General features: G+C 63.3%; 17 protein-coding genes. 9 read left to right on the forward strand and 8 right to left on the reverse strand.

The window, feature by feature from the left end; genetic code table 11:
• The first annotated feature begins 284 nt into the window (after positions 1-284).
• Positions 285-1655: a sugar porter family MFS transporter gene (locus OVY01_RS05375; protein ID WP_267846227.1), complete on the forward strand. Its 1371-nt coding sequence runs from the start codon at positions 285-287 to the stop codon at positions 1653-1655.
• A complete protein-coding gene (locus OVY01_RS05380; protein ID WP_267846229.1) occupies positions 1656-6035 on the forward strand; it encodes a DUF748 domain-containing protein in 4380 nt (1459 codons plus the stop codon).
• 63 nt (positions 6036-6098) lie between these two features.
• On the opposite strand, the gene OVY01_RS05385 is transcribed toward OVY01_RS05380, so the two are convergent.
• The 3 genes from OVY01_RS05385 to OVY01_RS05395 are packed head-to-tail and all read right to left on the reverse strand — an operon-like array spanning position 6099 to position 9590.
• Positions 6099-7931, reverse strand: a complete 1833-nt coding sequence (locus tag OVY01_RS05385) for a glycoside hydrolase family 15 protein (RefSeq protein ID WP_267846230.1) — start codon at positions 7929-7931, stop codon at positions 6099-6101.
• A gap of 29 nt (positions 7932-7960) precedes the next feature.
• Complete coding sequence (locus OVY01_RS05390) at positions 7961-8956, reverse strand: SDR family oxidoreductase (RefSeq protein WP_267847674.1); 996 nt, start codon at positions 8954-8956, stop codon at positions 7961-7963.
• A gap of 43 nt (positions 8957-8999) precedes the next feature.
• Positions 9000-9590, reverse strand: a complete 591-nt coding sequence (locus OVY01_RS05395) for a DUF4396 domain-containing protein (protein WP_267846231.1) — start codon at positions 9588-9590, stop codon at positions 9000-9002.
• A 319-nt stretch (positions 9591-9909) separates the two neighbouring features.
• Between OVY01_RS05395 and OVY01_RS05400 the strand changes: the two genes are divergently transcribed.
• The 5 genes from OVY01_RS05400 to OVY01_RS05420 all read left to right on the forward strand — a co-directional run bounded on the left by OVY01_RS05400 (position 9910) and on the right by OVY01_RS05420 (position 15415).
• Entirely contained in the window at positions 9910-11193 is a 1284-nt protein-coding gene (locus OVY01_RS05400) for a DUF2254 domain-containing protein (RefSeq protein WP_267846233.1), read from the forward strand.
• Between the two features lie 97 nt (positions 11194-11290).
• Positions 11291-12334 carry a cytochrome ubiquinol oxidase subunit II family protein gene (locus tag OVY01_RS05405; protein ID WP_267846235.1) on the forward strand — a complete coding sequence of 348 codons (1044 nt, stop codon included), beginning with the start codon at positions 11291-11293 and terminating at the stop codon, positions 12332-12334.
• Complete coding sequence (locus OVY01_RS05410) at positions 12331-14442, forward strand: cbb3-type cytochrome c oxidase subunit I (protein ID WP_267846236.1); 2112 nt, start codon at positions 12331-12333, stop codon at positions 14440-14442. Before OVY01_RS05405 ends, OVY01_RS05410 begins: the two co-directional genes overlap by 4 nt.
• On the forward strand, positions 14439-15062 hold the full coding sequence (locus OVY01_RS05415) for a cytochrome c oxidase subunit 3 (protein WP_267846238.1): 624 nt from the start codon (positions 14439-14441) through the stop codon (positions 15060-15062). Before OVY01_RS05410 ends, OVY01_RS05415 begins: the two co-directional genes overlap by 4 nt.
• Positions 15059-15415, forward strand: a complete 357-nt coding sequence (locus tag OVY01_RS05420; RefSeq protein WP_267846241.1) for a cytochrome o ubiquinol oxidase subunit IV — start codon at positions 15059-15061, stop codon at positions 15413-15415. The genes OVY01_RS05415 and OVY01_RS05420 overlap by 4 nt, the downstream gene beginning before the upstream one ends.
• Before the next feature lie 97 nt (positions 15416-15512).
• Here OVY01_RS05420 and OVY01_RS05425 read toward each other — a convergent pair whose 3' ends face one another.
• A complete protein-coding gene (locus tag OVY01_RS05425; protein ID WP_267846244.1) occupies positions 15513-15851 on the reverse strand; it encodes an HdeA/HdeB family chaperone in 339 nt (112 codons plus the stop codon).
• A 544-nt stretch (positions 15852-16395) separates the two neighbouring features.
• Here OVY01_RS05425 and OVY01_RS05430 point away from each other — a divergent pair.
• Positions 16396-17454 carry a YeiH family protein gene (locus OVY01_RS05430; RefSeq protein WP_267846246.1) on the forward strand — a complete coding sequence of 353 codons (1059 nt, stop codon included), beginning with the start codon at positions 16396-16398 and terminating at the stop codon, positions 17452-17454.
• Between the two features lie 345 nt (positions 17455-17799).
• The gene (locus OVY01_RS05435; protein WP_267846248.1) at positions 17800-18765 is read left to right on the forward strand and encodes a CysB family HTH-type transcriptional regulator; all 966 of its coding nucleotides are present in this window, start codon (positions 17800-17802) and stop codon (positions 18763-18765) included.
• 101 nt (positions 18766-18866) lie between these two features.
• Here OVY01_RS05435 and OVY01_RS05440 read toward each other — a convergent pair whose 3' ends face one another.
• The 4 genes from OVY01_RS05440 to OVY01_RS05455 form a co-directional block, all read right to left on the reverse strand.
• Complete coding sequence (locus OVY01_RS05440; protein ID WP_267846250.1) at positions 18867-19544, reverse strand: DUF1028 domain-containing protein; 678 nt, start codon at positions 19542-19544, stop codon at positions 18867-18869.
• 41 nt (positions 19545-19585) lie between these two features.
• Positions 19586-20317 (reverse strand): class II aldolase and adducin N-terminal domain-containing protein, encoded by a 732-nt coding sequence (locus OVY01_RS05445; protein ID WP_267846251.1) that lies wholly within the window; start codon positions 20315-20317, stop codon positions 19586-19588.
• 55 nt (positions 20318-20372) lie between these two features.
• The gene (locus tag OVY01_RS05450) at positions 20373-21206 is read right to left on the reverse strand and encodes an ABC transporter substrate-binding protein (RefSeq protein ID WP_267846253.1); all 834 of its coding nucleotides are present in this window, start codon (positions 21204-21206) and stop codon (positions 20373-20375) included.
• A gap of 81 nt (positions 21207-21287) precedes the next feature.
• Positions 21288-22811, reverse strand: a complete 1524-nt coding sequence (locus OVY01_RS05455) for an amino acid ABC transporter permease/ATP-binding protein (RefSeq protein ID WP_267846255.1) — start codon at positions 22809-22811, stop codon at positions 21288-21290.
• Positions 22812-22970 lie beyond the last annotated feature (159 nt).

Here is a 22970-nt window from a genome sequence, read left to right on the forward strand (position 1 = left end):
CCGCAGCCGGCGAAAGTCATCATCATGGCACGGCAAACGTGCCGGCAGCGTGACCCCACGCACACCGCGCGTATCGGGAAATTACAGGGGATGGCTAATGAATGAAGGATAGTTACTTGCAGGACGTTCTATCGTGTACCCTGAAGCTCGCCGTGAGCCTGGCGCAACGCGCTCCTTCTGCATAACCAATAGAAAAGACCGAACGGAAGACGTGGATCGGGAGGTTTTCCCGACAGCGGCCGCATGCTGCGGCAATGTAGGACCATCCACCAGGGGGACTTCCGATGCACATCGTCATCATCGCTGCCACGGCAGCACTCGGCGGTCTCCTGTTCGGCTATGATACCGGCGTCATTTCCGCCGCACTGCTGTTCCTGCGTACCGCCTTTCATCTGTCCACGCTCATGGTGGGCATCGTCACGAGCATTGCGTTGGCGGGCGCCGCGGGCGGTGCCGGCGTAGCGGGTCGTCTCGCGGATCATTTCGGACGCCGTCCCACCTTGCTATGGACCGCCGCCGTGTTCCTCGCGGGCGCCGTGGTTTCCGCGTGTGCCGTGGACCTCCCAATGCTGCTGGTCGGGCGCGTGCTGGTCGGCATCGGGATTGGCGGTGCGTCGATGCTTACGCCGCTGTATCTGGCGGAGATCGCGCCCGCCAAGACGCGTGGTGCGCTGGTATCGTGCAACCAGTTGGCGGTGACGCTGGGCATCCTGCTGTCCTACCTCGTGGGCTATGCGCTGGCCGCCAGTGGCTCGTGGCGCTGGATGTTGGGCCTCAGCGCAGTACCGGGCGCGCTGCTTGCGCTCGGCATGTATCTGCTGCCGGAAACGCCGCGCTGGCTGGCGGGCCACGGTCACACCGATCTCGCACGCGCATCGCTACGCAAATTACGGGGTGCCGATGTCGACATCGATGCCGAGGTCGCGGAACTCCGGGCAGATCTTAAGAGCGATCGCCAGACCGCCCAGCATGAAGCGCCCAGCAAAAAGGAGCGACTGGCGCAGCGCCTGCCCTTGATCGTCGGCGTGGGCCTCGCCATTTTCCAGCAAGTCACCGGCATCAATACGGTCATTTACTTCGCGCCGATGATCTTCCAGGCAGCGGGGCTCTCTTCCGCATCGGCGGCGATACTGGCAACAGCCGGCATCGGCGTCGTGAACGTGTTGATGACCGTCGTCGCCATCCGCCTGGTCGACCGGGTGGGACGACGCGTGCTGCTGCTCTGGGGCGTGGGTGGCATGGGCGTCAGCCTGTCGCTGCTCGCTTGCGTGTTTCTTTTCGGGAAAGGTCCGATACTGAGCTGGCTTACCGCCGCCAGCCTGACGGCGTACATCGGCTTTTTCGCCATCGGGCTGGGACCCGTATTCTGGTTGCTGCTCTCGGAGATCTTCCCCCTGGCGATACGCGCACGCGGGATGTCCGCGGCGACGATTGCGAACTGGCTCGCCAATCTGGCCGTCGCGTTGAGCTTTCTCAATTTGACGGCGCTGCTGGGACGCCCGGGGGTGTTCTTCATTTTCGCTGCACTGTCTTTCGCCGCCCTTCTTTTCGCCTATCGCCTGATTCCCGAGACCATGGGCTTGAGTCTGGAAGCGGTGGATGCCCTGTGGCGGCGGCGCGAAGGGCTGACGCCGCCCGCAAATCAGGAACGGTAAATGTCTTCGATTCAGGGACAGTCCGCCGAAACGCCTGTCCCTCCTCCCGGCGAACCGCCTGCCAGGGAGCATCCTGGCTGGCATAAATATGGGTTCGCCGCGTTGGCACTGCTCGGCCTGCTCGGCATCTATGCCGTCGCAGGATTCTGGGGCGCGCCGCGATTGGTCGAAACGCACCTCTCCCCCTGGCTCACCCAGCGCTATGGACTGCACCTCGGCCTGGGCCGGGTGCGTTTCAACCCGTTCACATTCGAGATCCAGGCCGACAATGTCGTATTGCGCAATCCTGGCGCTACGCCGTTTCTTGAAATCGCCCATCTCGCGATCAATGACGCGCCCAGCGCTCTGCTTCATGACACCTGGAAAATCGACAACGTCGCGCTGACAGGCATGACGGTGAATCTGGTGCTGGCGAAAGACGGCACGTTCAACCTGATCGAACTTCTTCATCGGTTGACGCCGGCCGGAAGCGCGCACACCACGACGCCGCGGGTCATGATCGCAAAGCTGGACATCGTTCGCGCGGGCATCCTGTTCACCGACCTCCACAACGCCGCGCCAGCGAAGATTTTGATGTCGCCCATTGCTCTGAGCATGACGAACCTCTCGACCCTGAGCGCGGTGAAAGCGAAAGAGACGCTCACGGCGGTATTGCCCGACGGCACGAATCTGCGGTCACATGGCGAGATTGGACTCGAACCCGCGCTGTCGGCAAGCGGCGAGTTCGCGCTGAATGGCCTGCAGGCCTCGACGTGGTTGCCGTTTCTGCGCGGCATACTGCGCATCGATGCGTTGAAAGGCCGCGCGGATCTGTCCGCGCGCTATGCCTTCACACGCACCGGCAGTCTGCAGCTTGCCGACGTGGCGCTCAGCCTCACTGACCTGGCGCTGAGCACGCCCACAGCGAAGATGCCTCTCATCACGATGAAGAAGCTTGCCGCCAACGGCGGCAGCGTGGATCCGCTGAAACATGCGGTCTCGTTCGCCAGCCTGGACGTGGCGCAAGGCGGCGTTGCCGTGCGTATCGACGCGAATGGCCAACTTGCCTGGTCGCAACTTATCGTACGCAACGACGCGGCGCGCGTCGGCGTGCCGCCCAGCGTCGCTCTACCGGATTGGCATCTCGCGGTGAAAAGCATGCGGTTGGACCGCGTTGGCCTCGACTATGACGACCAGCGGAGTAAGCCCCCGCTCGTCGCCAGCATTGCCCGCATCGGCGGCGCGCTGCGGATCGACGCGACGACCGGCGCGCATGGCAATGTTGCAGGCCGGGACATTGCCCTGCACATCCACGACGCAGCGCTCCCGGGCCAACCGATGCTGAAACTCGACGACGCATCCGTCACGGGAGGGTCTTTCGATCTTGCGGGCATGACGGTCGCGGCATCCGACATTGCGTTGCAGGACGGCACGGTCTCGGTCGCACGCAACACGGACGGCTCGATCGATTGGCAGCGTCGCTTTGCGGCGGCACCCGGACATCACGCGGCGACGTCCGCTGGACGACACCCCTGGCAATACGACTTCGCGCGAATCGGCATCAGCAACATCGATGTGGCGCTGGCCGACCGCAGCATGACGCCCGTTTTCCACTATCCGCTGCACCTCCGGTCCCTTACCGCGCACGACGTCGCAAACAGTGGCTCGACGCCCGTCCGGTTCGACGCGCGGATCGCAGCGCATGACGGCGGCACGCTCGATGCCCATGGCAGCATCGCCCCGCAGGGCACCAACCTCCAGGCGCACGTTCAACTCGACCAACTCGTTCTGACGCCGTTCAGCGCCCTTGCGCTGCGCCGTACCGGCTTCACGCCCGCCGGCGGTCCGCTGACGCTATCGGCCGACTTGCGCGATGCCGGGGGCTGGACGCTCGACGATCTGAATGCCAGTCTGCCCCACTTCACGCTGCGCCGCCCCCGGGAAACCGAACCCTTGTTTGCAGCCGCGCGACTGAACATCCAAGGCGCGAAGGTCGCTTTTTCGCAGCGCACGGTGGTGGTGGGTGAACTCTCGCTCGCGACAGGCGTCGTGCGCGCGCAGGTACAAAAGAGCGGTCGGTTCGATTGGCAGGTTGCGTACCCGGCCTCGCGCATCGCCCCGCAGCCCGCCGCCGCTCGTGCCGCCACGCCCGCGCACGCCTGGAATATACGCGTTGCAACGTTCCAGGCGCGCGCAATGGCAGCGCATCTCGTCGACCTCAGCGGCGCGGTGTCCAGACGTCTCGACGTCGACCGGTTCGATATCGCCATGGCCATGCAAATGTCGGTGGGCGGAGCGCAGGCACAGGTCGCAGCGCAAAACCTCCAGGCAAGCATGCACGAGGCCAGGTTCTCGATGGACGGCAGTCAGCAGCCGGCCGTTTCGATTACGTCCGCGTCGCTTTCAAACGGGGGATTCAATCTTCACGCCCGCCGCATGACGGCGTCCACGCTCACCGTGCGCGGCGGCAGCGCCCGGATCGTGCGCGATGCAAACGGGCGCCTCAACCTGCTCGACGCCGAATCCCGAAAAAGCGCGGCCGCTCCCGCCGCTCCCGCCGCCGGACGGGCCTGGCAATACTCGGTTGGCACGATTCAGATCGCGCATTTCACGACGAACGTGGCGGACCGCGCGTACACGCCGGCACTCGCCCTCGGCGCGACATTCGACGCGACCGCCCATGACGTGGCGAACGACAGCAAGGCTCGCTTCGACGCCACGCTCGCGCTCGCCGACGCCGGCGGCAGCGTCAAGGCAAGCGGCACGGGAACGCCGGATACGGGCGAATTTCACGCCGATGTGGTCGCCAGGGCCATCGCACTGGCGCCCCTGCAGCCGGTTCTCACGCGTTACACCCGGCTCGCCCTGGCCGCCGGCCAAGCGAGCGGCGACCTCGCAATCGTCCACGCCGCCCACGCGGGACGTGCAATCCAGGTCACCGGCCAGCTTGGCCTGAAAAACATCATCCTGAACGAAACCGACACGAATGCCCATGCACTCTCGCTCGAGCGGCTGGATGCACGGGACATCGCCTTTTCGGGTCAGGACAATCGCCTGACGGTCGGTGATATCCAGATTGTCCATCCGGATGCGAAGATCGCGGTCGAGAAGAACCACAGCGTAAACCTGGAACGGTTCCTCAAACGCGACGCCGGCGCGACGCCGAAAGCCGAACCGCCGTCCGGCACGGGCCCGCACGCCGCCCCGTTCCAGTTGGCGATCCATCGCATTGGCGTGCGCGGCGGCAGCGTGGACTTCTCCGACCAAAGTCTGGTCCTGCCGTTCTCCACGAAGGTGAGCGCGGTGCAGGCGACCATCGTCGGGGTGTTCAATCATGGCGATCGGCACGCCGACGTGACCGCCGATGGCACGATACAGTCGTACGGTTCCGCGACCGTCAATGGCAGCATCGTGCCATTCGACCCGCGACGCTATACGGACCTTCGCGTCAGGTTCGCCAACGTGCGGGTACAGCCTCTCTCGCCGTACACCGCGACCTTCGCCGGACGCAAGGTGCAGGCCGGCAAACTCTGGCTCGACCTCGAGTACAAAATCGATCACGGCAACCTGCTGGGCAAGAACGATGTCCGCTTGTCCGATTTCACGCTCGGCGAGCGCGTGAAAAGCCCCACCGCCAAGGACATTCCCCTCAACCTGGCGGTGTCGCTCCTGACGGATTCCAAGGGGGAGATCCACCTCTCCGTGCCCGTGCGCGGCAACCTCGACAATCCCCATTTCGACATCGCCAGCGCGATAACCGACGCGTTACGCCATACCCTTCTGCGCGTCGCCGCGGCACCCTTTCATTTGCTCGGAAAACTTTTCGGCAATGACAAGACATCGCTGGCCAGCATCGGCTTCGCCGCGGGAAACGCATCGCTCGCGCCCGAGCAGCGTGAAAAGCTCGACGCCCTGGTCGGCGCGCTGAGACAACGACCGCTCCTGCAACTCTCGATCGGCGCGCCCTACGACGAACGTATGGACACCCTCGCCCTCCAGCAGGCGCAAACCCGCCGTCAGCTCGCCGCACGGCTCACGTCCCCCGGCGCCGACGACGCAGACGCGTCGATCGTCGCGCTCGACGATCCCGGCACGCGCCGGGCACTGGGCGCGATGCTCGCGCAACAAAATAACGGACCGCTCCCAGAATCGCCAACAGGTCCCGCCGCGGACAGCCACGCCGCGTATCAGGCCATGTTCGACCGGGTTTCAAAAGGGCAGACCCTGAACGCCGATGCCGCCGAGATCCTGGCGACCCGCCGGGCCGAGGGGATCGCCGACTATCTGACGCAACACGGCATCGCACGAAGCCGGGTGCAGACGGGCAAGGTGCAACAGGTTTCGAAGGACGATGTCGGACTGATCGATGCGCAGCTGACCGTACTTGCCGCTGCGCCATGATGACGCCAAGCGGCAGCGCTGGGCATGCCCGCGCCCCCCCCACCCATATGTTCCCGTCTTCCGCTAGGCGGGCAGGTGCTTCGCCCGCTCGCTTGTCTGGTTCGGAGAAGCGCCACCGTCGCGAGCGAGGGTCGGTCCGCACAGGCGAAGCGCCGTATTGACGATGGCCAGATGCGTCAGCGCCTGCGGAAAGTTTCCCGATAGACGCTTGCCCGGCACATCGTATTCCTCGGAGAACAAGCCCAGATCGTTGCCCACGGCAAGCACGCGGTCCAGTTGCGCGCGTGCCTCGTCGGTGCGGCCCTGCAGATGAAGGCAGTCCGCCATCCAGCAGGAGCAGGCGAGAAATGCCCCCTCGCTCGGTCCCTCCCGACGCGCTCTGGTGCGCCGTATCAACCCGCCGTCGGCGAGTTCTCTCTGGATGGTCGCGATGGTCGCGGCCATGCGTGGATCGTCGGCCGGGAGAAAACCCACCAGCGGCAACAAAAGCAGGCTCGCGTCGATTTCCTGCCCCCCGTAATATTGGGTGAAACTGCCGAGTCCCTCGTTCCAGCCCTCGCGGCAGACCTGCTCATGGACGACCGTTCGTAACGCGGTGATGCGTTCGATCACGTGCCGCGCGACCGGTTCCGCGCCGGCGTTCGTACCGTCATGACGCAGAAAGCGATCGAACGCCACCCACGCCATGACTTTCGAATAGGTGTACTGCCGCGGCGCGGCGCGGGACTCCCACACGCCGGAACCCTCGCTGTCCCACATCGTCTCGAGGTGTTCGACGATCTTCAGCATGACCGCGGCTTCCTGCGCGGACACCGGCACGCCCCCCCGGCGGGCCAGATCGAGACAATCCAGCAGCTCGCCGAAAACATCGATTTGATGTTGCGTGGACGCCGCGTTGCCGACCCTCACGGGCTGCGCGTAACGGTACCCCGGCAATGAATCGACGGACCACTCGGCAAGATGCCGTGCACCATCGACGCGATACATGATCCGCACGCGTTCGGGCGAACCCGCGACGGCGCGTAGCAGCCAGTCTCTCCAGGCAAGCGCTTCCTCATGAAAGCCGGCATTGAGGAGCGCCCCCAGGGTAAAGCTCGCATCGCGCAGCCAGCAATATCGATAGTCCCAGTTCATGGTGCCGCCAGGCGCCTCCGGCAGCGAGGTCGTGGGCGCCGCGATCAAACCGCCGCTGGTTTGATGAATCAACGCCTTCAAGGTCAGCAGCGAGCGTCTGACTTCCCTGGGCCAGTCCGTCTTCGCATCGTCGAACCGGTCGATCCAGTCACGCCAGAAACGCTGGGTGGAAGATAACGCCGCTTCCGCATCGATCGCGCCCGGGGCGGGCTGATGGGATGGCCCATAGCTCATCACGAACGCCAACCGGCTTCCCTGCGCAACGTCGAATTCCGCCACCGTCGCCAGCGCCGAGACATCGAGCGGCACCGGCGCACGCAGAATCACGAGATCCGGCCCGACCTTCGCGACCATGCAGTCGTCCTGGAGCGCCGACCATGGGGGCAACGCCCCGTAGTCGAAGCGCAGACACAGCGTCGATCGGACTTTGACGTTGCCCCGCAGGCCGACGACGATTCGTACGACAGAAGAAAAGGTCGTTCGCATCGGCATGAAATCGATCACCCGGATCGCCCCCCCGTCCACTTCGAAATCCGTTTCGACGATCAGGCTATCCTCCTGATAGCGGCGGCTGTGATGACGAACCGCTGCGACGGGAGCCACGGTCCAGTGACCGTTTTTTTCGGTACCCAGCAACGCGGCGAAGCACGCATCGTCGTCGAACCGAGGCCAGCAGAGCCAGTCGATCGCGCCGTCGCGGCTGACGAGTGCAGCCGTTTCACCATCGCCCAACAGGGCGTAATCTTCGATCGGCTTGCTCATGTGTAGGGTTTCCGCCCGGGACCGCGTGATCAGACTTTGGATTTCTTCGCCAGCCAGTGGATACCGCCGGCCAGGCTCAACGCGGCGAAGGCCCAGAAAAACCCCCGATGGCGATCGGTGAACATCTCCCAGCTGTGTTCCCGAGACTCGCTGTCGAAGCGGCCATGCGCGCCATAATGGCCGGGTACGGCTTCGAACAAGTTACTGGGCGCGTCCGCCGCGAGCGGTTCATCGGTCAGTTGCCCCGAATAGCCCGAAGACGCCAGATATTTATCGATCAAACCCGGCGCGATGCGGTTTGCCAGAATCGCCTTGACCGTAGGAAAACCCAGCCAGACTTCGCGCCGCTTGTGCGTGGCCCCGAAAAAGATCGCCCGCGCAGCCACCTCCGGTTCGAAGATGGGTGCGACGGGCTTGGCCTTGACGCCCATCTTGTTTTTCGCCCAGTCGAATTGCGGCGTGTTCACGGCGGGCAGGTCGACCATTGTCAGGTGAACCTTGAGCCTGTCGTGGATGATTTCCGAACGCAATGCGTCGGTGAAACCGCGTATCGCGAATTTGGCGCCGCAATAAATCGATTGCAACGGAACGGAGCGGTAGCCCAGCGCCGAACCCACGTTCACGATGGTGCCGCGGTCGCGCACGCGCATGCGCGAGAGCGCCGACATGGTGCCATGGACCTGACCGAGATAGGTCACGCGCGTGCCGCGTTCAAACTCCTCCGGCGTCAGCTTCGAGACAGGCGCGAATACCGTTGCCATCGCGATATTGACCCAGACGTCGATCGGACCCAGTTCGTTCTCCACTTTGCTTGCCGCGGCATCCACGGCCGTGGCATCGGCGACATCGGTGGGAATCGCCAAGGTGCGCACCCCGTAGCGTTCGTGCAATTCTCGCGCCGCCCTGTCGAGGCGTTGCGGATCACGCGACAACAGCGCGACCGCGAAGCCCTCGCTGGCGAATTTTTCGGCGGTAGCCCGGCCCACACCGGCGCCGGCGCCCGTGATCACGACAATTTGCGTCATAAAAAATCCTTGTTTTACGCGACGACTGCGGTATGAGACAACGCTACATTTTTTCCTTGATGCCACGCTTGATGAGCCACCAGTTCAGCGGATAGGTGGTGGCGAATCCGATCATCATGGCGATCTGCATCATGAACCAGTAAGACCACTGGGTCGGCACCATGTCGGGAAAGCGCCAGGCGCGAAAACCCATCCACGCGAACATGCCGACTTCATAGGCGAGCAGCGACAAGGTATCGATCTTGATCGCGGCGATGATGCCGTCGCGAACGTTCAGACCCTGCATCGGTGCCACGGAGAAGTACTGAAACAAAACGCCGAACAGGTAAGCCAGCACGAAAGCGCATAGATAGGTACCGCCAAGCAACGACCCGAAAACGGTCATGCCGAGGCCGAAGGCGAACCAGTCGCCGATGAAGTCGCCTACCGCACAGCCCGCACCGCAATGACTTGCCCCCACGAAGGTGGCCTGCCACATCGGTTTTTCCTTGCCGTGACCGTTCATCGCCATCGACCCGCCGCGGTGGTCGTGCTGGCCGGATCGCTCGGCCCGCCCGAACCAGAGATAGGCCGCGATGCCGACCGGGCCCCAGTAGAGCATCGTCAGCGGCCACACCGCCTCCATGATCTTCATCTGTTGCCGCCGACCGCTCAAAAAAATGTCACTCGCCACGCCCAGCGCACAGGCTAGACTGAGACAGATGTAGGCAAAGGAGAGTGTTTCGAAAGACAGGCTGCGCATGCGACTCTCGGGTGGGAATTTCCGGCATGGGAAGATCCCGCCATCCCGAAGCTTTCGCAAGTTCCATTCCCGATAAGACTGCGCTGCCAAAGGATTGGCATAGCACCGTAATCCAGTAAAAAGGAAAACGTAATAAATGGTTCGGAATCGAATATTTTCAGTTCGCATTCGTTAAGCACGAAATCCTTATCAACGATTTAAAAGGGATGTAATGTACGCAAAATGGCGCTGGATCGCTCGACGTATTTTCAAACGGATCTGGTTCCGGGCCACCCTTTTTTCGCTCCTGGGGGTCGTCTCCGCACTGGTATCGGTCGGTTTGCGGCAGTACATCCCCGATTCGATGTCGACGAAGATCGGTGCCGATGCGGTCGACAACATTCTCGGCATCATCGCGTCCAGCATGCTCGCCGTGACGACGTTCTCGCTCAGCACCATGGTCTCCGCCTACGGTTCCGCCACCGGCAACGCCACGCCTCGCGCGACGTCCTTGCTGGTGGAGGATGCCACCACGCAAAACGCGCTGTCCGCCTTCATCGGTTCGTTTCTCTTCAGTCTGGTGGGAATCATTACTCTCAGTACCGGGGCGTATGGCAGCAAGGGGCGCGTCGTTCTGTTCATCGTAACGATCGGCGTAATCATTTTGATCGTCTATACGCTCCTGACATGGATCGACCACCTGTCGCGATTAGGTCACCTTGGCGAGACAACCGACCGCGTCGAGGGCGCGGCGAAAGGCGCCATCATGGATCGGGCGCGACGGCCGTACATGGGCGGCCGCGCCTTTCCCGCCGGCAGCAGCCTTCCGCTCACCGCTCGCCCGCTGTACGCCAGGAAAATCGGGTATGTTCAACTGATCGACATGCCGTCGTTACGAAAAATTTCCGATAAGACTTCCGGCCATATTTATGTTCATGCGATACCGGGCACCTTTGCGGAAACGACGATGCCGATCGCATGGGTAGACGATATCGATGCGCATCAGGAAGAAGGAATCATCGCCGCCTTTGTAATCGGTACACGGCGCTCGTACGAACAGGACCCCCGCTTCGGCGTGTCGGTCATGGCCGAGATCGCGTCGCGTGCCCTATCCCCGGCCGTCAACGATCCGGGGACCGCGATCGATGTGATCGGAAGAGGGATAAGAGTGTTCTCCCTGCTGGCCAATCCGGGCGATGCGCCGCCGAAGTCACCCGAATGCGCCCGCGTTTTCGTGCGCGGCATCGACCTGCAGGATGTCTTCGACGATTTTTTCGCACCGATTGCGAGAGACGGTGCCGGGACCGTGGAAGTGGGCATGCGGTTACAGAAAGCGCTGGCGGCCCTGGCACGAATCGATTCGCCGGGATTTCGCCTCGCCGCGCAAAGGCACTCGGCCCTGGCCCTGCAGCGCGCCGAAATGGCCCTGAGCCTCGAAAGCGACAAAACGCGGCTACGCAGCCTTCAAGTGCGCAGTCAGGACGAATTTGGAAACATCGCATCGTGGCGACAGTAATGTACACTCAACGAACACCGATGACAGGTGGACCGCAGGACACCGGGACAATGCCATTTTGCCTACCCGTCGCCGCTTCGACAAACCGGTGGAACGCATGCGCGAGCGTGTGATCAGTCTTCCGAAAAAGCCGTGTCTTCTCCGCAGCTTTGCAAGCATCGGAAGCACCTTTCGCTTCATAGCCGTCTTCCCCGCTTTTTTTCTGTTCAGCGCCTGCACCAGTGGCCGGCACCTGAGCTTTCTGGACCCGCAGGGTCCCATCGCATCGATCCAGCGCACCCATTTCATCGAAATGCTCGCGCTACTGAGCGTTTTGGTCGCAATCCCGATCTTCATTCTTCTGCCCTGGTTCGCCTGGCGTTATCGCTACGATGCAAAGTCCTCGCGCTACACGCCCGAATGGTCGTTCAGTCGATCCCTGGAAATCGTCGCCTGGAGTGGCCCCGCCGTCATCGTGGCGCTGCTCGCCGTGCTCGTATGGCGCAGTACCCACGCGCTCGACCCTTACAAACCCATTGCATCGGCCGCGCCGCCGCTGCGCATTCAGGTCATCGGCTACGACTGGAAATGGCTTTTCATCTATCCGGACCTGGGCATCGCCAGCATCGGCATTTTGCCTCTGCCGGTGGATCGTCCCGTGGCAATGGACATCACCTCGGCAACGGTGATGCAGTCGCTTTTCATTCCCGCGCTGGGCGGGCAAATCTATGCCATGGGCGGCATGGTGTCCCAACTGCATCTTCTGGCGGACAAACCTGGACGGTTCATGGGCGAGAACACCATGTATAGCGGCAACGGATTCCACCAGCAGAACTTCACGGCCGTCGCCATGACCGCGACTGCGTTCAGCGACTGGGTGAAACACGTGCAGTCGAACGAAAGACCGCTGGACGCAGCGGCGCTGAGTCGGATATCGGAACGTTCCACACGCGCACAACTCGTCGCCGCCCTGGGAGTTCCTGCGACCGGCAACGATGGCATTGCTTTCAACCATGTCAGTCCCACACTGTTCACCGGCGTGGTGAACGCGACGATGAAAGGCACCGGATCGGCTTCCCCGGCCCTGGATCAGACGACCGCATCGGAACGCTTCTCCGGCGGCGCATCGCTCACGCCGCCTTCGCAGGGATCCCATCCATGAGCGCCCGCGACCTCTTCGCCAATCCCCTCGGACGCCTGGACCTGCCGGCGCTGCCCTTCTGGCAAATGCTGCAGGACCCCAGCCCTACCCATGTCATCAACGGCATCATCGCCACCGGCGCGGCATCGATGGTGGTGATCGGCGCGATCGTCACTTTTGCGCTGATCACCTACTATCGCAAATGGGGCATCCTGTGGTCGGACTGGCTGACCAGCCCCGACCACAAGAAAATCGGCATCATGTACATCGCGCTTGCCTTCGTGATGCTCATACGGGCGCTGATTGAAGCGCTCCTCATGCGTACCCAGCAGGCCTTCGGACTGGGCGGAGGGTTTCTTTCGCCGGATCACTTCGCGCAACTGTTCAGCACGCATGGCACCATCATGATCTTCTTCATGGCGATGCCGTTTCTCACGGGCATGATCAACTACGTCATGCCGCTGCAGATCGGCGCGCGCGACGTGGCGTTTCCGGTACTGAACTCGGTGAGCCTGGGACTGACGGCAGCCGGCGCGGCCCTGGTGATGATCTCCCTTTGCATCGGCACGTTTTCGACCGGCGGATGGTTCGGATATCCCCCGTACACGGAGGCGACCTTCAGCCCCGGCGTGGGACCCGACTACTGGATCTGGTCGCTGACGCTCGCGTCGCTGGGCTCCACCTTCTCGGGTATCAATTTCGCGGTCACGATCTACAAGGAACGTGCGCCCGGCATGTCCTTCATGCGGATGCCGCTTTTCACGTGGACCGCGGTATGCACCAGCATCCTCATGATTTTCGCGATGCCGCCCCTCACGGTCGCCACGGCCCAGCTCGCGCTGGATCGTTATCTCGGTTTTCATTATTTCACCAACGAACTGGGCGGCAACATGATGCACTTCGCCAACCTGTTCTGGCTGTTCGGGCATCCGGAGGTCTATATCCTGATCCTCCCGGCTTTCGGGGTCTACTCGGAAGTGGTGTCGACGTTCTCCGGCAAGGCGCTGTTCGGCTATCGCGCGCTGGTCACCGCCACGATGGCCATCGCCGTGCTGTCGTTTACCGTGTGGGTGCATCACTTTTTCACGATGGGACAAGGCGCCGACATCAACGCCGTGTTCGGCATCGCCTCGATGCTCATCGGCATCCCCACGGGCGTCAAGATATACGACTGGATGCTGACGATGTTTCGCGGCCGCATCCGTTTCACGCCGCCGATGATCTACTCGATCGGTTTCATGCTGCTGTTCGTGCTCGGTGGCATGAGCGGCATTCTGCTCGCCGACCCCGGCATCGACTATCAAGTGCACAACAGCGTCTTCCTGGTGGCACATTTCCACAACGTGGCGGTGCCCGGCGTGCTCTTCGGCATGCTCGCCGGCTATCACTACTGGTTCCCCAAGGCATTCGGCTTTCGTCTGAACGAGCGCTGGGGCAGGATCTCCGCGCTGTGCTGGATCGTCGGTTTCATGCTGGCGTTTTTTCCGCTCTACGCGTTGGGATTGATGGGGCTGCCGCGGCGTACCGTGGCATATTCGGAACCCGCGTACGTGCCGCTGGAGTGGGTGGCGCTGCTTGGCGCGTGCATCGTCGTGGTGGCGCTCGTCGCGCTCGTCGTGCAGCTATGGGTCTCGATCACGCACCGCGACGCGAACCGGGTGTTCGTGGGCGACCCCTGGGATGGACGCACCCTCGAATGGTCGGTCTCGGCCCCTCCTCCGGAATACAATTTCGCGAAGATTCCCGAGGTCGGCGAGCGGGATGCGTTCACGGTCGCCAAGGCGGCGGGCCGCGCCTACCAGCGGCATGCGACGTACGAGGACATCGAAGTGCCAAGGAACAGCGCGCTGGGACCGGTGGTGGGTGCCATCGGCTTTGTCTTGGCCTTCGGTCTCGTTTGGCATATCTGGTGGCTGACGATCCTGTCGACGGCGGCGGCGCTCGCCACGATGATACTGCGCGGTTTCGCCCGCGATACCACCCGGCTGGTCGGCGCGCGGGAGGTGCAGGAAGCGCATGATCGCTGGATCGACGCGGCGCTCGCGACAGCGGCCATATCGCGTGCCGTCGAGGGCACCCCGGCCAACCAGGGTCTGGCGCAGCATCCGGTTCACGGGACCGCACCATGAAACACGAAGCACCCAAGTATCCCGGCTTGAACCTGAGCGCCACGCATGGCAAGGACGACGAAGCGGCCGAGACGCTGATATTCGGCTTCTGGGTGTTCCTCATGAGCGATGCCATCCTGTTCGGCATGGTTTTCGCCACGTATGTGACGTCGCTGCACGCGACCGCGGGCGGTCCCGGTCCGCGTCAGCTGTATGACACAGGCAGCATCTTCATCGAGACCCTGCTGCTCTTGATCAGCAGCCTGACGTTCGGCATGGCGTCGCTCGCGCTCAAATACAAGCGGGGCACGACGCGGCTGGTCGCATGGCTGGCCGTGACGCTGCTCCTCGGCATCGCCTTTCTGGTCCTGGAACTTCACGATTTCAGCGACATGTTCGCCAAGGGAGGCGTTCCCGGCCGTAGCGGCTTTCTTTCCGCGTTCTTCGACCTGGTTCCCCTGCACGGGCTTCACGTCCTGGGGGGCTGTATCTGGCTGCTCGCCCTGTTCGGCCAGATCGCGCGCTACGGCCTGGACAGCAAGACAAAGCTGGGCATCATGCGGCTGGCCCTGTTCTGGCATTTTCTGGACATCGTCTGGATCGCGATTTTCTCGATTGTTTACCTGACGGCGCTGACATGACGAATACGCAGCAGGACGCCGACGACGCCGCGGAGCTGAAGCGGCAGGAACGCCACGATCTGCGCGTCTATCTGGCGGGCGCGGGCCTGGCGCTGCTGCTGACGCTGGCGTCGTTCGCGCTATTGCATCCGCTCGGCACGATGCGTTTGCCCGCGGGCATCATCATCGGCGTGCTCGCGCTGGTGCAGATGGTCGTGCATTTTCGTTGCTTTTTGCATATCGGCTTTACCCACAAACGGGAAGATCTCCACCTGATCCTGTTCTCGACACTGGTGCTCACCATCATGGTGGCCGGCACGGTGTGGATCATGGGCGGGCTGGCGCTGCGCATGGCGATGTCGTCGATGCCTTGAAGAAAGGCAAATGCGCGAGGCTGGCGCATGCAGCGGTTGGGCACGCCCTGCGACGGCCCGAGATCAACCGGCGTGTGTCTCTCGGGCTGCTCACGACTTAGTTATGGGCGTAGGTCTTGAGGAACGGCAGTTTCTTCGCCTTGACCATTTCCCGGACCTTGCCCATGAACATCGCATCGGGCGTTTTCTTGCATTCGGCGATCACGTCGGCGACAGGCTGAACCGTGTCCACGACGAGCCTGTCCGTTTCCCGCACGCCGAGCTTGTCGACGCCCACTACCCAGTAAATCATCGCGGGCTGGTAAGCGGAACCCATCGCAACGAAATCTTCGCATTTCATCTTCGACGGCGTGACCTCCATCGGTGTTGCGGCAAATGAGGCGTTGGTGAAAGCCAGCAGAATACACGGCAACAGCGCGGCAGTAAGGCGTTTCATGTTGTCATCCTAAATTTTTGGACTGCGCTGCGGCGCAGCGCGGGTGCGCGCCGGATGGCGCATGCCGTAAAGCGGCGTGCACATACGGAAACCAGCACGAAGTGGTCCTGCGAGCCGCGATTTATTTCGGCATGTGGAGAACACGAGCCGGGGCCGTTCGACCCGCGGCAACCGGGTAGAAAGCAGGCAGGAAGCTCGCAGGAAGCGAATGAAAACCTGCTGAATGGATTGTCGGCGAGCACGGCGAATATCGCATCGGGGCGACAGTCGATGACCTGAAAACGACTATCGTTCGATTAAATTTAACGTTATAAACGTAATTATTCGATGGATATAACCATATCGGGATAAGAGAATAGGGCCACTGAATCTTCCCGCAGGCGACCCCATGGCCATCCTTCCCCATCCCCTCCCCCGCGCCGGCGCCACGACCCAGGTTTTTCAGGATAATCCCCCCGGGCTTGACCGCGTATCCCGGGACGCCACGCGGTTCGCCACGTGGTGCCACCGGCTCTCGCTAACGGCGCCGCGACGGGCGCGATGCGTGGCACTGCTGCCCGGGCTCGGCCTGAGCATCGCGGTGACACTGACCGCGCTGGCGGCGGAAGCGCTCCAGCGTCACCTGCTGGGCCGTGCGTGGCTGGAAAGCCTGGTGCTGGCGATCCTGATCGGCACGGTGCTTCGCAGCACCGTGTCGCCTGGCGCGCGCTATACGCCCGGCATCGACTTCAGCGCGAAAGTCCTCCTCGAAGTCGCGGTCATGCTGCTCGGCGCCGCGATCAGTGCCCGCGCGCTGCTCGCCGAGGGCGCGCCGCTGCTGCTCGCCATCGTCGCCGTGGTGGCGCTGGCGATCGTCGCGAGTTTCTGGATCGGCCGCGCGATCGGGCTGTCCCGCTCGCTGGCGCTGCTGGTCGCCTGCGGCAATTCGATCTGCGGCAACTCCGCCATCGCGGCGGTCGCGCCGGTGATCGATGCACAGGGCGAGGACGTGGCTGCTTCGATCGCTTTCACGGCCGTACTCGGCGTCATCGTCGTGCTGCTGCTGCCCCGCCTCGCGGCCGCGACGGGGATGTCGCACACTCAGTTCGGGATTTTTGCCGGACTGACCGTCTACGCGGTGCCCCAGGTGCTCGCGGCGACGGCGCCGGTGTCCCTGGCCAGCGTGCAGATGGGTACCCTCGTCAAGCTGGTCCGGGTGCTGATGCTCGGTCCGGTGCTGCTGGCGGTCTCTTTTCTGTACAACCGGGGAAGCGCTCGCGCGAGAGGACGCGTCGATGCCGGCCCGAAGGACGACAACGCGGTATCGCGGAATCCGGCGCCGGCGCGGCGCCCGGGCGTGACGCAACTCCTGCCCTGGTTCATCGTCGGTTTCCTCGGCCTGGCGGTATTGCGTTCGCTCGGCGCGATACCGGCGCTCGTCGGCGCGCCGGTGCACGCGATGTCGAACATGCTGACCGTCGTCGCGATGGCGGGATTGGGGCTGGGCGTCGATGTCCGGTCCGTGGCGAGCGCCGGAGGGCGCGTTATCCTGGCGGCCATCCTGTCGCTGGTGATTCTGGGGCTGCTGAGCGCCGGGGCGATCCACTGGCTCGGCGTTGCCTGAGGCCGTCACGAAACTCGGCGGCGATCCTGCCCCTGCATCGAGACGCGTTTGCGCGCGCCATCCACTCCCTACGCCGTGCACGGTCAACCGCGAGAGTTCACCGGACTGCCATCGCCGCTTATGCACGTCGACGCTTTCCTAAGCTGAATAGATCGTTACACCGGCACGCGCGGCCTTGCTACGCTTGTATCCCCGATGCCGCACCGCTACGAGGAGGGACCGTGAAACCCCATGTCGCTTCCGCAAACCGCGTTTCCGCGGTCCTTTCGCCCGTTCATCCCGCAGCCCGTCCAGGCGTGCGTCCCTGTCGCGCATCGCGCCGCCTCGCGCCGAAGAGGTGATGTCGTGAATTTCCAGCAATTGCGTTTCGTGCGCGAAGCGGTCCGGCAGAACCTGAACCTGACCGAGGTCGCGAATGTGCTCCAGACCTCGCAGTCCGGCGTCAGCAAGCAGATCAAGGACCTGGAGAGCGAGCTGGGCATCCAGCTTTTCATCCGGCGGGGCAAGCGCATCACCGGCCTCACCGACGCCGGCTCCGGCGTCATGGATTTGGTCGAACGCGTATTGTGCGAAAAAGAGAACCTGTGCCGCGCCGCCGACCATTACGCGTGCGAGAACGAAGGCCGCCTGATCCTCGCCACCACCCACACGCAGGCGCGCTACGCGCTGCCGGACGTCATCCAGCAATTCTGCCGGGCCTTTCCGCTGGTGAGCCTGGCGCTGCGTCAGGGCAGCCCCGCCCAGGTGGCGGCGATGGTCGCGAACGGCGTGGCCGATATCGGCATCGCCACCGAAGCCCTGGACCGGCACCCCGGCCTCACCACCTTCTCCGCGTATTCGTGGCAACACGCCGTGGTGGTGCCGCAGGAGCATCCGCTCACGCGGGTGCCCCGCCCCTCGCTGGCCGACATCGCCCGGCACCGTATCGTCACCTACGACGCCGAAATTTCGGGGCGTGCGCAAATCGACGCGGCGTTCGCCGACGCGGGCGTCGTGCCGTCGATCGCGCTGACCGCCACCGACGCGGACGTGATCAAGACGTATGTGAAAATCGGGCTGGGCGTCGGCATCGTGTCGGCCATGGCGATCGAACCGACGGCCGCGGGCGAGCTGGTGGTGCTCGATACGCCGGGCATGTTCGCCGCCAGCACGACGCGGATCGGCGTGCGCAACGGCGCCTATCTGCGTGCCTACGGTTACCGGATGATCGAGATGTTCGCGCCGCACCTGACGCGCGACGTGGTGGATGCGGGAATGGATTCGGGCTGGAGCGATAGGGATACGGCCTGGCCGGCTGACGCCGCGGAGTAGTCCTGCAATTCCCCGATAGTGGCCACCGGGAGATAGGGATCGACATCATTGCGTGCCGCGTCTGGCGGCAAAGCCATGACACCCTTGTCCGTCCGGCCCGCTTAGCGATCGTCCCCCGGCACCGCATAGCCCGGCGCCCGCGACGGGTCGATCGCACGGTCGATGTAGTCCTGCATCTGGCCGCGATAGGCCTGCCAGAGCCGGGCGAGCGCGCCGATCGGATCGTCGTCGGCCCAGTCCACCCGCAAATCGACGATGGGCCAGGTGAATTCGCCGACCACGGTCAACGCGGCCGAGTGCACGGGTCCCATTTCGCCCCCTTCGGCCAGACCCGCGCCCAGGCCGACGAGCAGCCGGTCAGCCAAATGCCCGGGGGCGTTTTCGAAGGCGTTCACCATCGCTTCGACCACGCCCGGACGGGCGAGCATATTGCCTGCCGCCACGCATTGCTGACCACTGACGGCATGGTGGATGCCGAGCGTTTTCGCGCCGCTGAAATGCGCGGTCCGACCCAGGTTGTCGATCGCGGTGAGTTGACGAAATTCGCCGTGATGCTGCCCGGCGAGCACGATGTCCAACGCCTCGTCCGGCCTTGTTTCCTGCCCCAGCAGATCGAGTGTCGCGGGGCCCAGCGCGGGCAAGGTGATGTTCTGCGACGCCACCGCGCCCACGCCCGCGCGCAGCCAGGGGCAGCGTGCGCCCACGGCCATGCTCGACGAACTGATGGCGATGCCGAACTGGCCGGTTTCGGCACAACGTGCCGCCAAGGAAAAAGTCATGGGGGAATCCTGTTCATCTCGTATCGTCTCGACGGGACCCGTCAGTCCAGCAGCGAGGCATCGGCTTCGATCATCAGTTGTTTCATTTCTTCGAAATGCCGGCGGGAGAAATCCGGGATCTGTTCCCAGCCGCGCGCCGTTTTCTCGGCGACATCGTCGGACAGGATGCGCAGCGGCCTGCCCGTCGACCACGCCGTCACCAGGATCTGACAGGCACGCTCCAGGGTCCAGATATCGTCGAACGCCTCGCCGATGTTCGCGCCGATCACCATCACGCCGTGGTTGCCCATCAACAAACGCCGCCTGTCGCCCAACAGCGCGGCGAGGCGCGCCCCTTCGGCCTCGGTGTCGGCCATGCCGCCGTACATGTCGTCGATGGCGATGCGGTTGAAATAGCGGGCGGTGTTCTGATCGATCGGCGGAACGTGCGGCGTGGCGAGGCAGGCGACGGCCGTGGTGTAGACCGGATGCAGATGCAGCACGGCGCGCGCGTCCGGCAGCCGCCGGTGAATCTGCCCGTGGATGGACCAGGCGGTCGCATCCACGTCCGGGTGGTGCGCGCTCGCGGCATCGTCGGCATCCAGCAACAGCAGATCGCTGGCGCGGATGCGCGAAAAATGCTTCCACTTCGGGTTGATCAGAAACCGTTTGCCATCCGGCGAGACCGCCGCGCTCAGATGATTCGCCACCGCTTCGTGCATGCCCAGATGGGCCAGGATACGGAAGGTTGCCGCAAGGTCGATGCGGGCTTGTTCCTCGACAGACAAGGCCATGCGTGTTCTCCGTGCTGCGTGACCCCGACGCATCCAGGCCACGCAGGGCAATCGGTCAGGACTTCGGCATCAGTTCGCGGATGTCGGCGTCGGTGGGGGCTTCGAAGTGGTATTTTTTCAGGAGCGCGGCGTATTCCGGCGTGGCACGGTATTTCTTCAGTGCGTCGGTCAAGGCGTTTTTGACGGCGTCGTTGCCCTTGCGAACACCGATTCCATTCAACACCGGATAGATCAGCGTCCTGGAGGAGATCACCACGCGGCCGCCGAGCTTCTCGATCACGCCGCGGGCGACCGCCGCGTCCGTGATCTGCGCCTCCACGGCGTGCGCCAGCAGCGCCTGGGTCGTTTCCGGGTCGGTGGCGTATTCGCTCACCGCGATGGGCTTGAGGCCGTTCCTGACGCAGTAATCGTCCGACAGCCTGTGCATCTGCTGCAACCACGACGTGGCGCCCATCGAGCCGAGCTTGTGGCCGCAAAAGTCTTCCGGGCGCCTGGGTTGATAGTCGCTTCCCTTGAGCGTGAGGATGGACTCGCCGCTTTTCAGATAAGGGATCATGTCGATCACCTTGAGGCGTTCGGCCGTGATGTACATGGACGAATTCGTCACGTCGAAACGCCCGCCCTCGAGCCCCGTGATCAGGTTGGGAAACCGCGTATCGACGGTTTCCACCTTGCGTCCCATGATCCTGCCCAGCCCGTCGAGGAGTTCGATATCGAATCCCGCAGGCTGATTGTTGTTCATGTATTCATACGGAAAAAAGGTCGCGTCCGAACCCGCGACGATCGTGCCGTCCTGCTTGAATCCCGAAGCCGCCATCGCGCCCGTCGCCACGACGATGCCGATCAGGCCCAGGGCGATGGGACGGACAATCCTGTGTAATGCTGTCATGGTGATTCCTTGCCGGGTTTGAGGGAGGTCAAGCGATGAGGGAGCCGGGCGGGTATCGGTTCATGGCGCACGTTCGCGCGGTCATGCCATCGAGACATCCTTGAGGAAGGCTTCCACGCGGGGATGACGGCCGCTACGCAACATGCGAGGCGTGTCGTCGCAGACCACGCGGCCCTTCTCCATGAACACGATGCGGTCCGATACCTTGAAAGCGAAGTTCATTTCGTGGGTCACGATCACCATGGTGATGCCGTCCCGCGCGAGTTGTTCGATGACCTGCAACACCTCGTTCACTTTTTCGGGATCCAGCGCCGAGGTGGGTTCGTCGAACAGCATGATCTGCGGACGCATCATCAGGGCACGGGCGATGGCGACGCGCTGCTGCTGGCCCCCGGACAGCTGATGGGGATATTTCCAGGCATGATCGAGCATGCCGACTTTGTGCAGCAGGGCGTAGGCCTGCTGTTGCAGCGCCTGTCGGGACCCCGCCCGATGGTATCGGGGCGCCATCAGCAAATTGTCGAGCACGCTCAGATGCGGAAAGAGATTGAAGCTTTGAAAGACCATGCCGATGTTCAAGCGGTGCTCGGCATGCTCGACGTAGAGCGGTTTGTTCGCCCCCTGCCGGCTCAGATGGATGAACGGTTGACCATTGATGCGGATTTCCCCGTTATCGATCCGTTCGAGCCCGTTGAGCAGGCGAATCAGCGTGGTCTTGCCGGAACCGGAGGGTCCGATCACCGACACGACCTCGCCGGTCCGGATCTGCAGATCGACCGCGCCCAGTACCTCGACATCGTTGTAGGCTTTGTGCAGCCGGATGGCCTGCAGTGCCGGCCCATGCGGTTCGGCGGCGGCCGCGCGCGCCGGCACGATACGCGGCTGCGTCGCCAGTGCCAGCACGGCGGCATCCGGAACCCGCGACACATTGCGCCGGTTGACGTCCAGAAAGCGCTCCAGACGTTTCAACAGGAAGTCGATCACGGTGACGATCAGCACGTAATATATCGCCACCGCCGCCATGGTCTCCATCACCAGGAAGTTCTGGGAGTAGAGCCGTTGACCCACCATCAGAATTTCGGCGAGCGAGATCACCGATACCAGCGAGGTGAGCTTGACGATGGAAATGTATTCGTTCGCCAGCGACGGCAGCGCCACCCTGAGTGCCTGGGGAACGATCACGCGCCATTGAACGCCCAGGAATCCCAATCCCAGGGCCCGCGCCGCTTCCCGCTGACCCTTCGATACCGACAACAGGCCGCCGCGATGAATTTCCGCGATGTACGCGGTTTCGCTCAGCACCATGGCGAGCAAACCGGCCCGGAACGGGTCCGCCAGCACCACCGAGGTGGCGGGAAACGCCTGTGGCAGGTTGTAGACGAATATGAGCAGGACGAGCAGCGGCAGACTGCGGAACAACCAGATATAGGCACGCGCGGGCAGATTGACGAGCGGATTGTCCGACTGTTTGGCAAGCGCCAGAAAAAACCCCAGCCCGATGCTCACTACCCACGTCAGAAAACTGAGTTGGATGACCAGCGACGAGGCACGCCAGAACTCGGCATAGCCCAGCAAGCCAAACATGTATTGCCAGTTGAATGTCATCGTCACCGCGCTGATCGGGAAAACGGAAGGATGCCACCAGGAGCCGGATGGGAAGCCACGCCGTGGTCCGTACCGAACGCTTCCATGTTGCCGCCTGCGGCGCCGTCGCGTCCAATGGTCAAATTCCTTTGTTCACGCCACGCGGGTTCCGACCGGGCG

This window comes from Robbsia betulipollinis (genome assembly GCF_026624755.1).
GTDB classification, from domain to species: Bacteria; Pseudomonadota; Gammaproteobacteria; order Burkholderiales; family Burkholderiaceae; genus Robbsia; species Robbsia betulipollinis.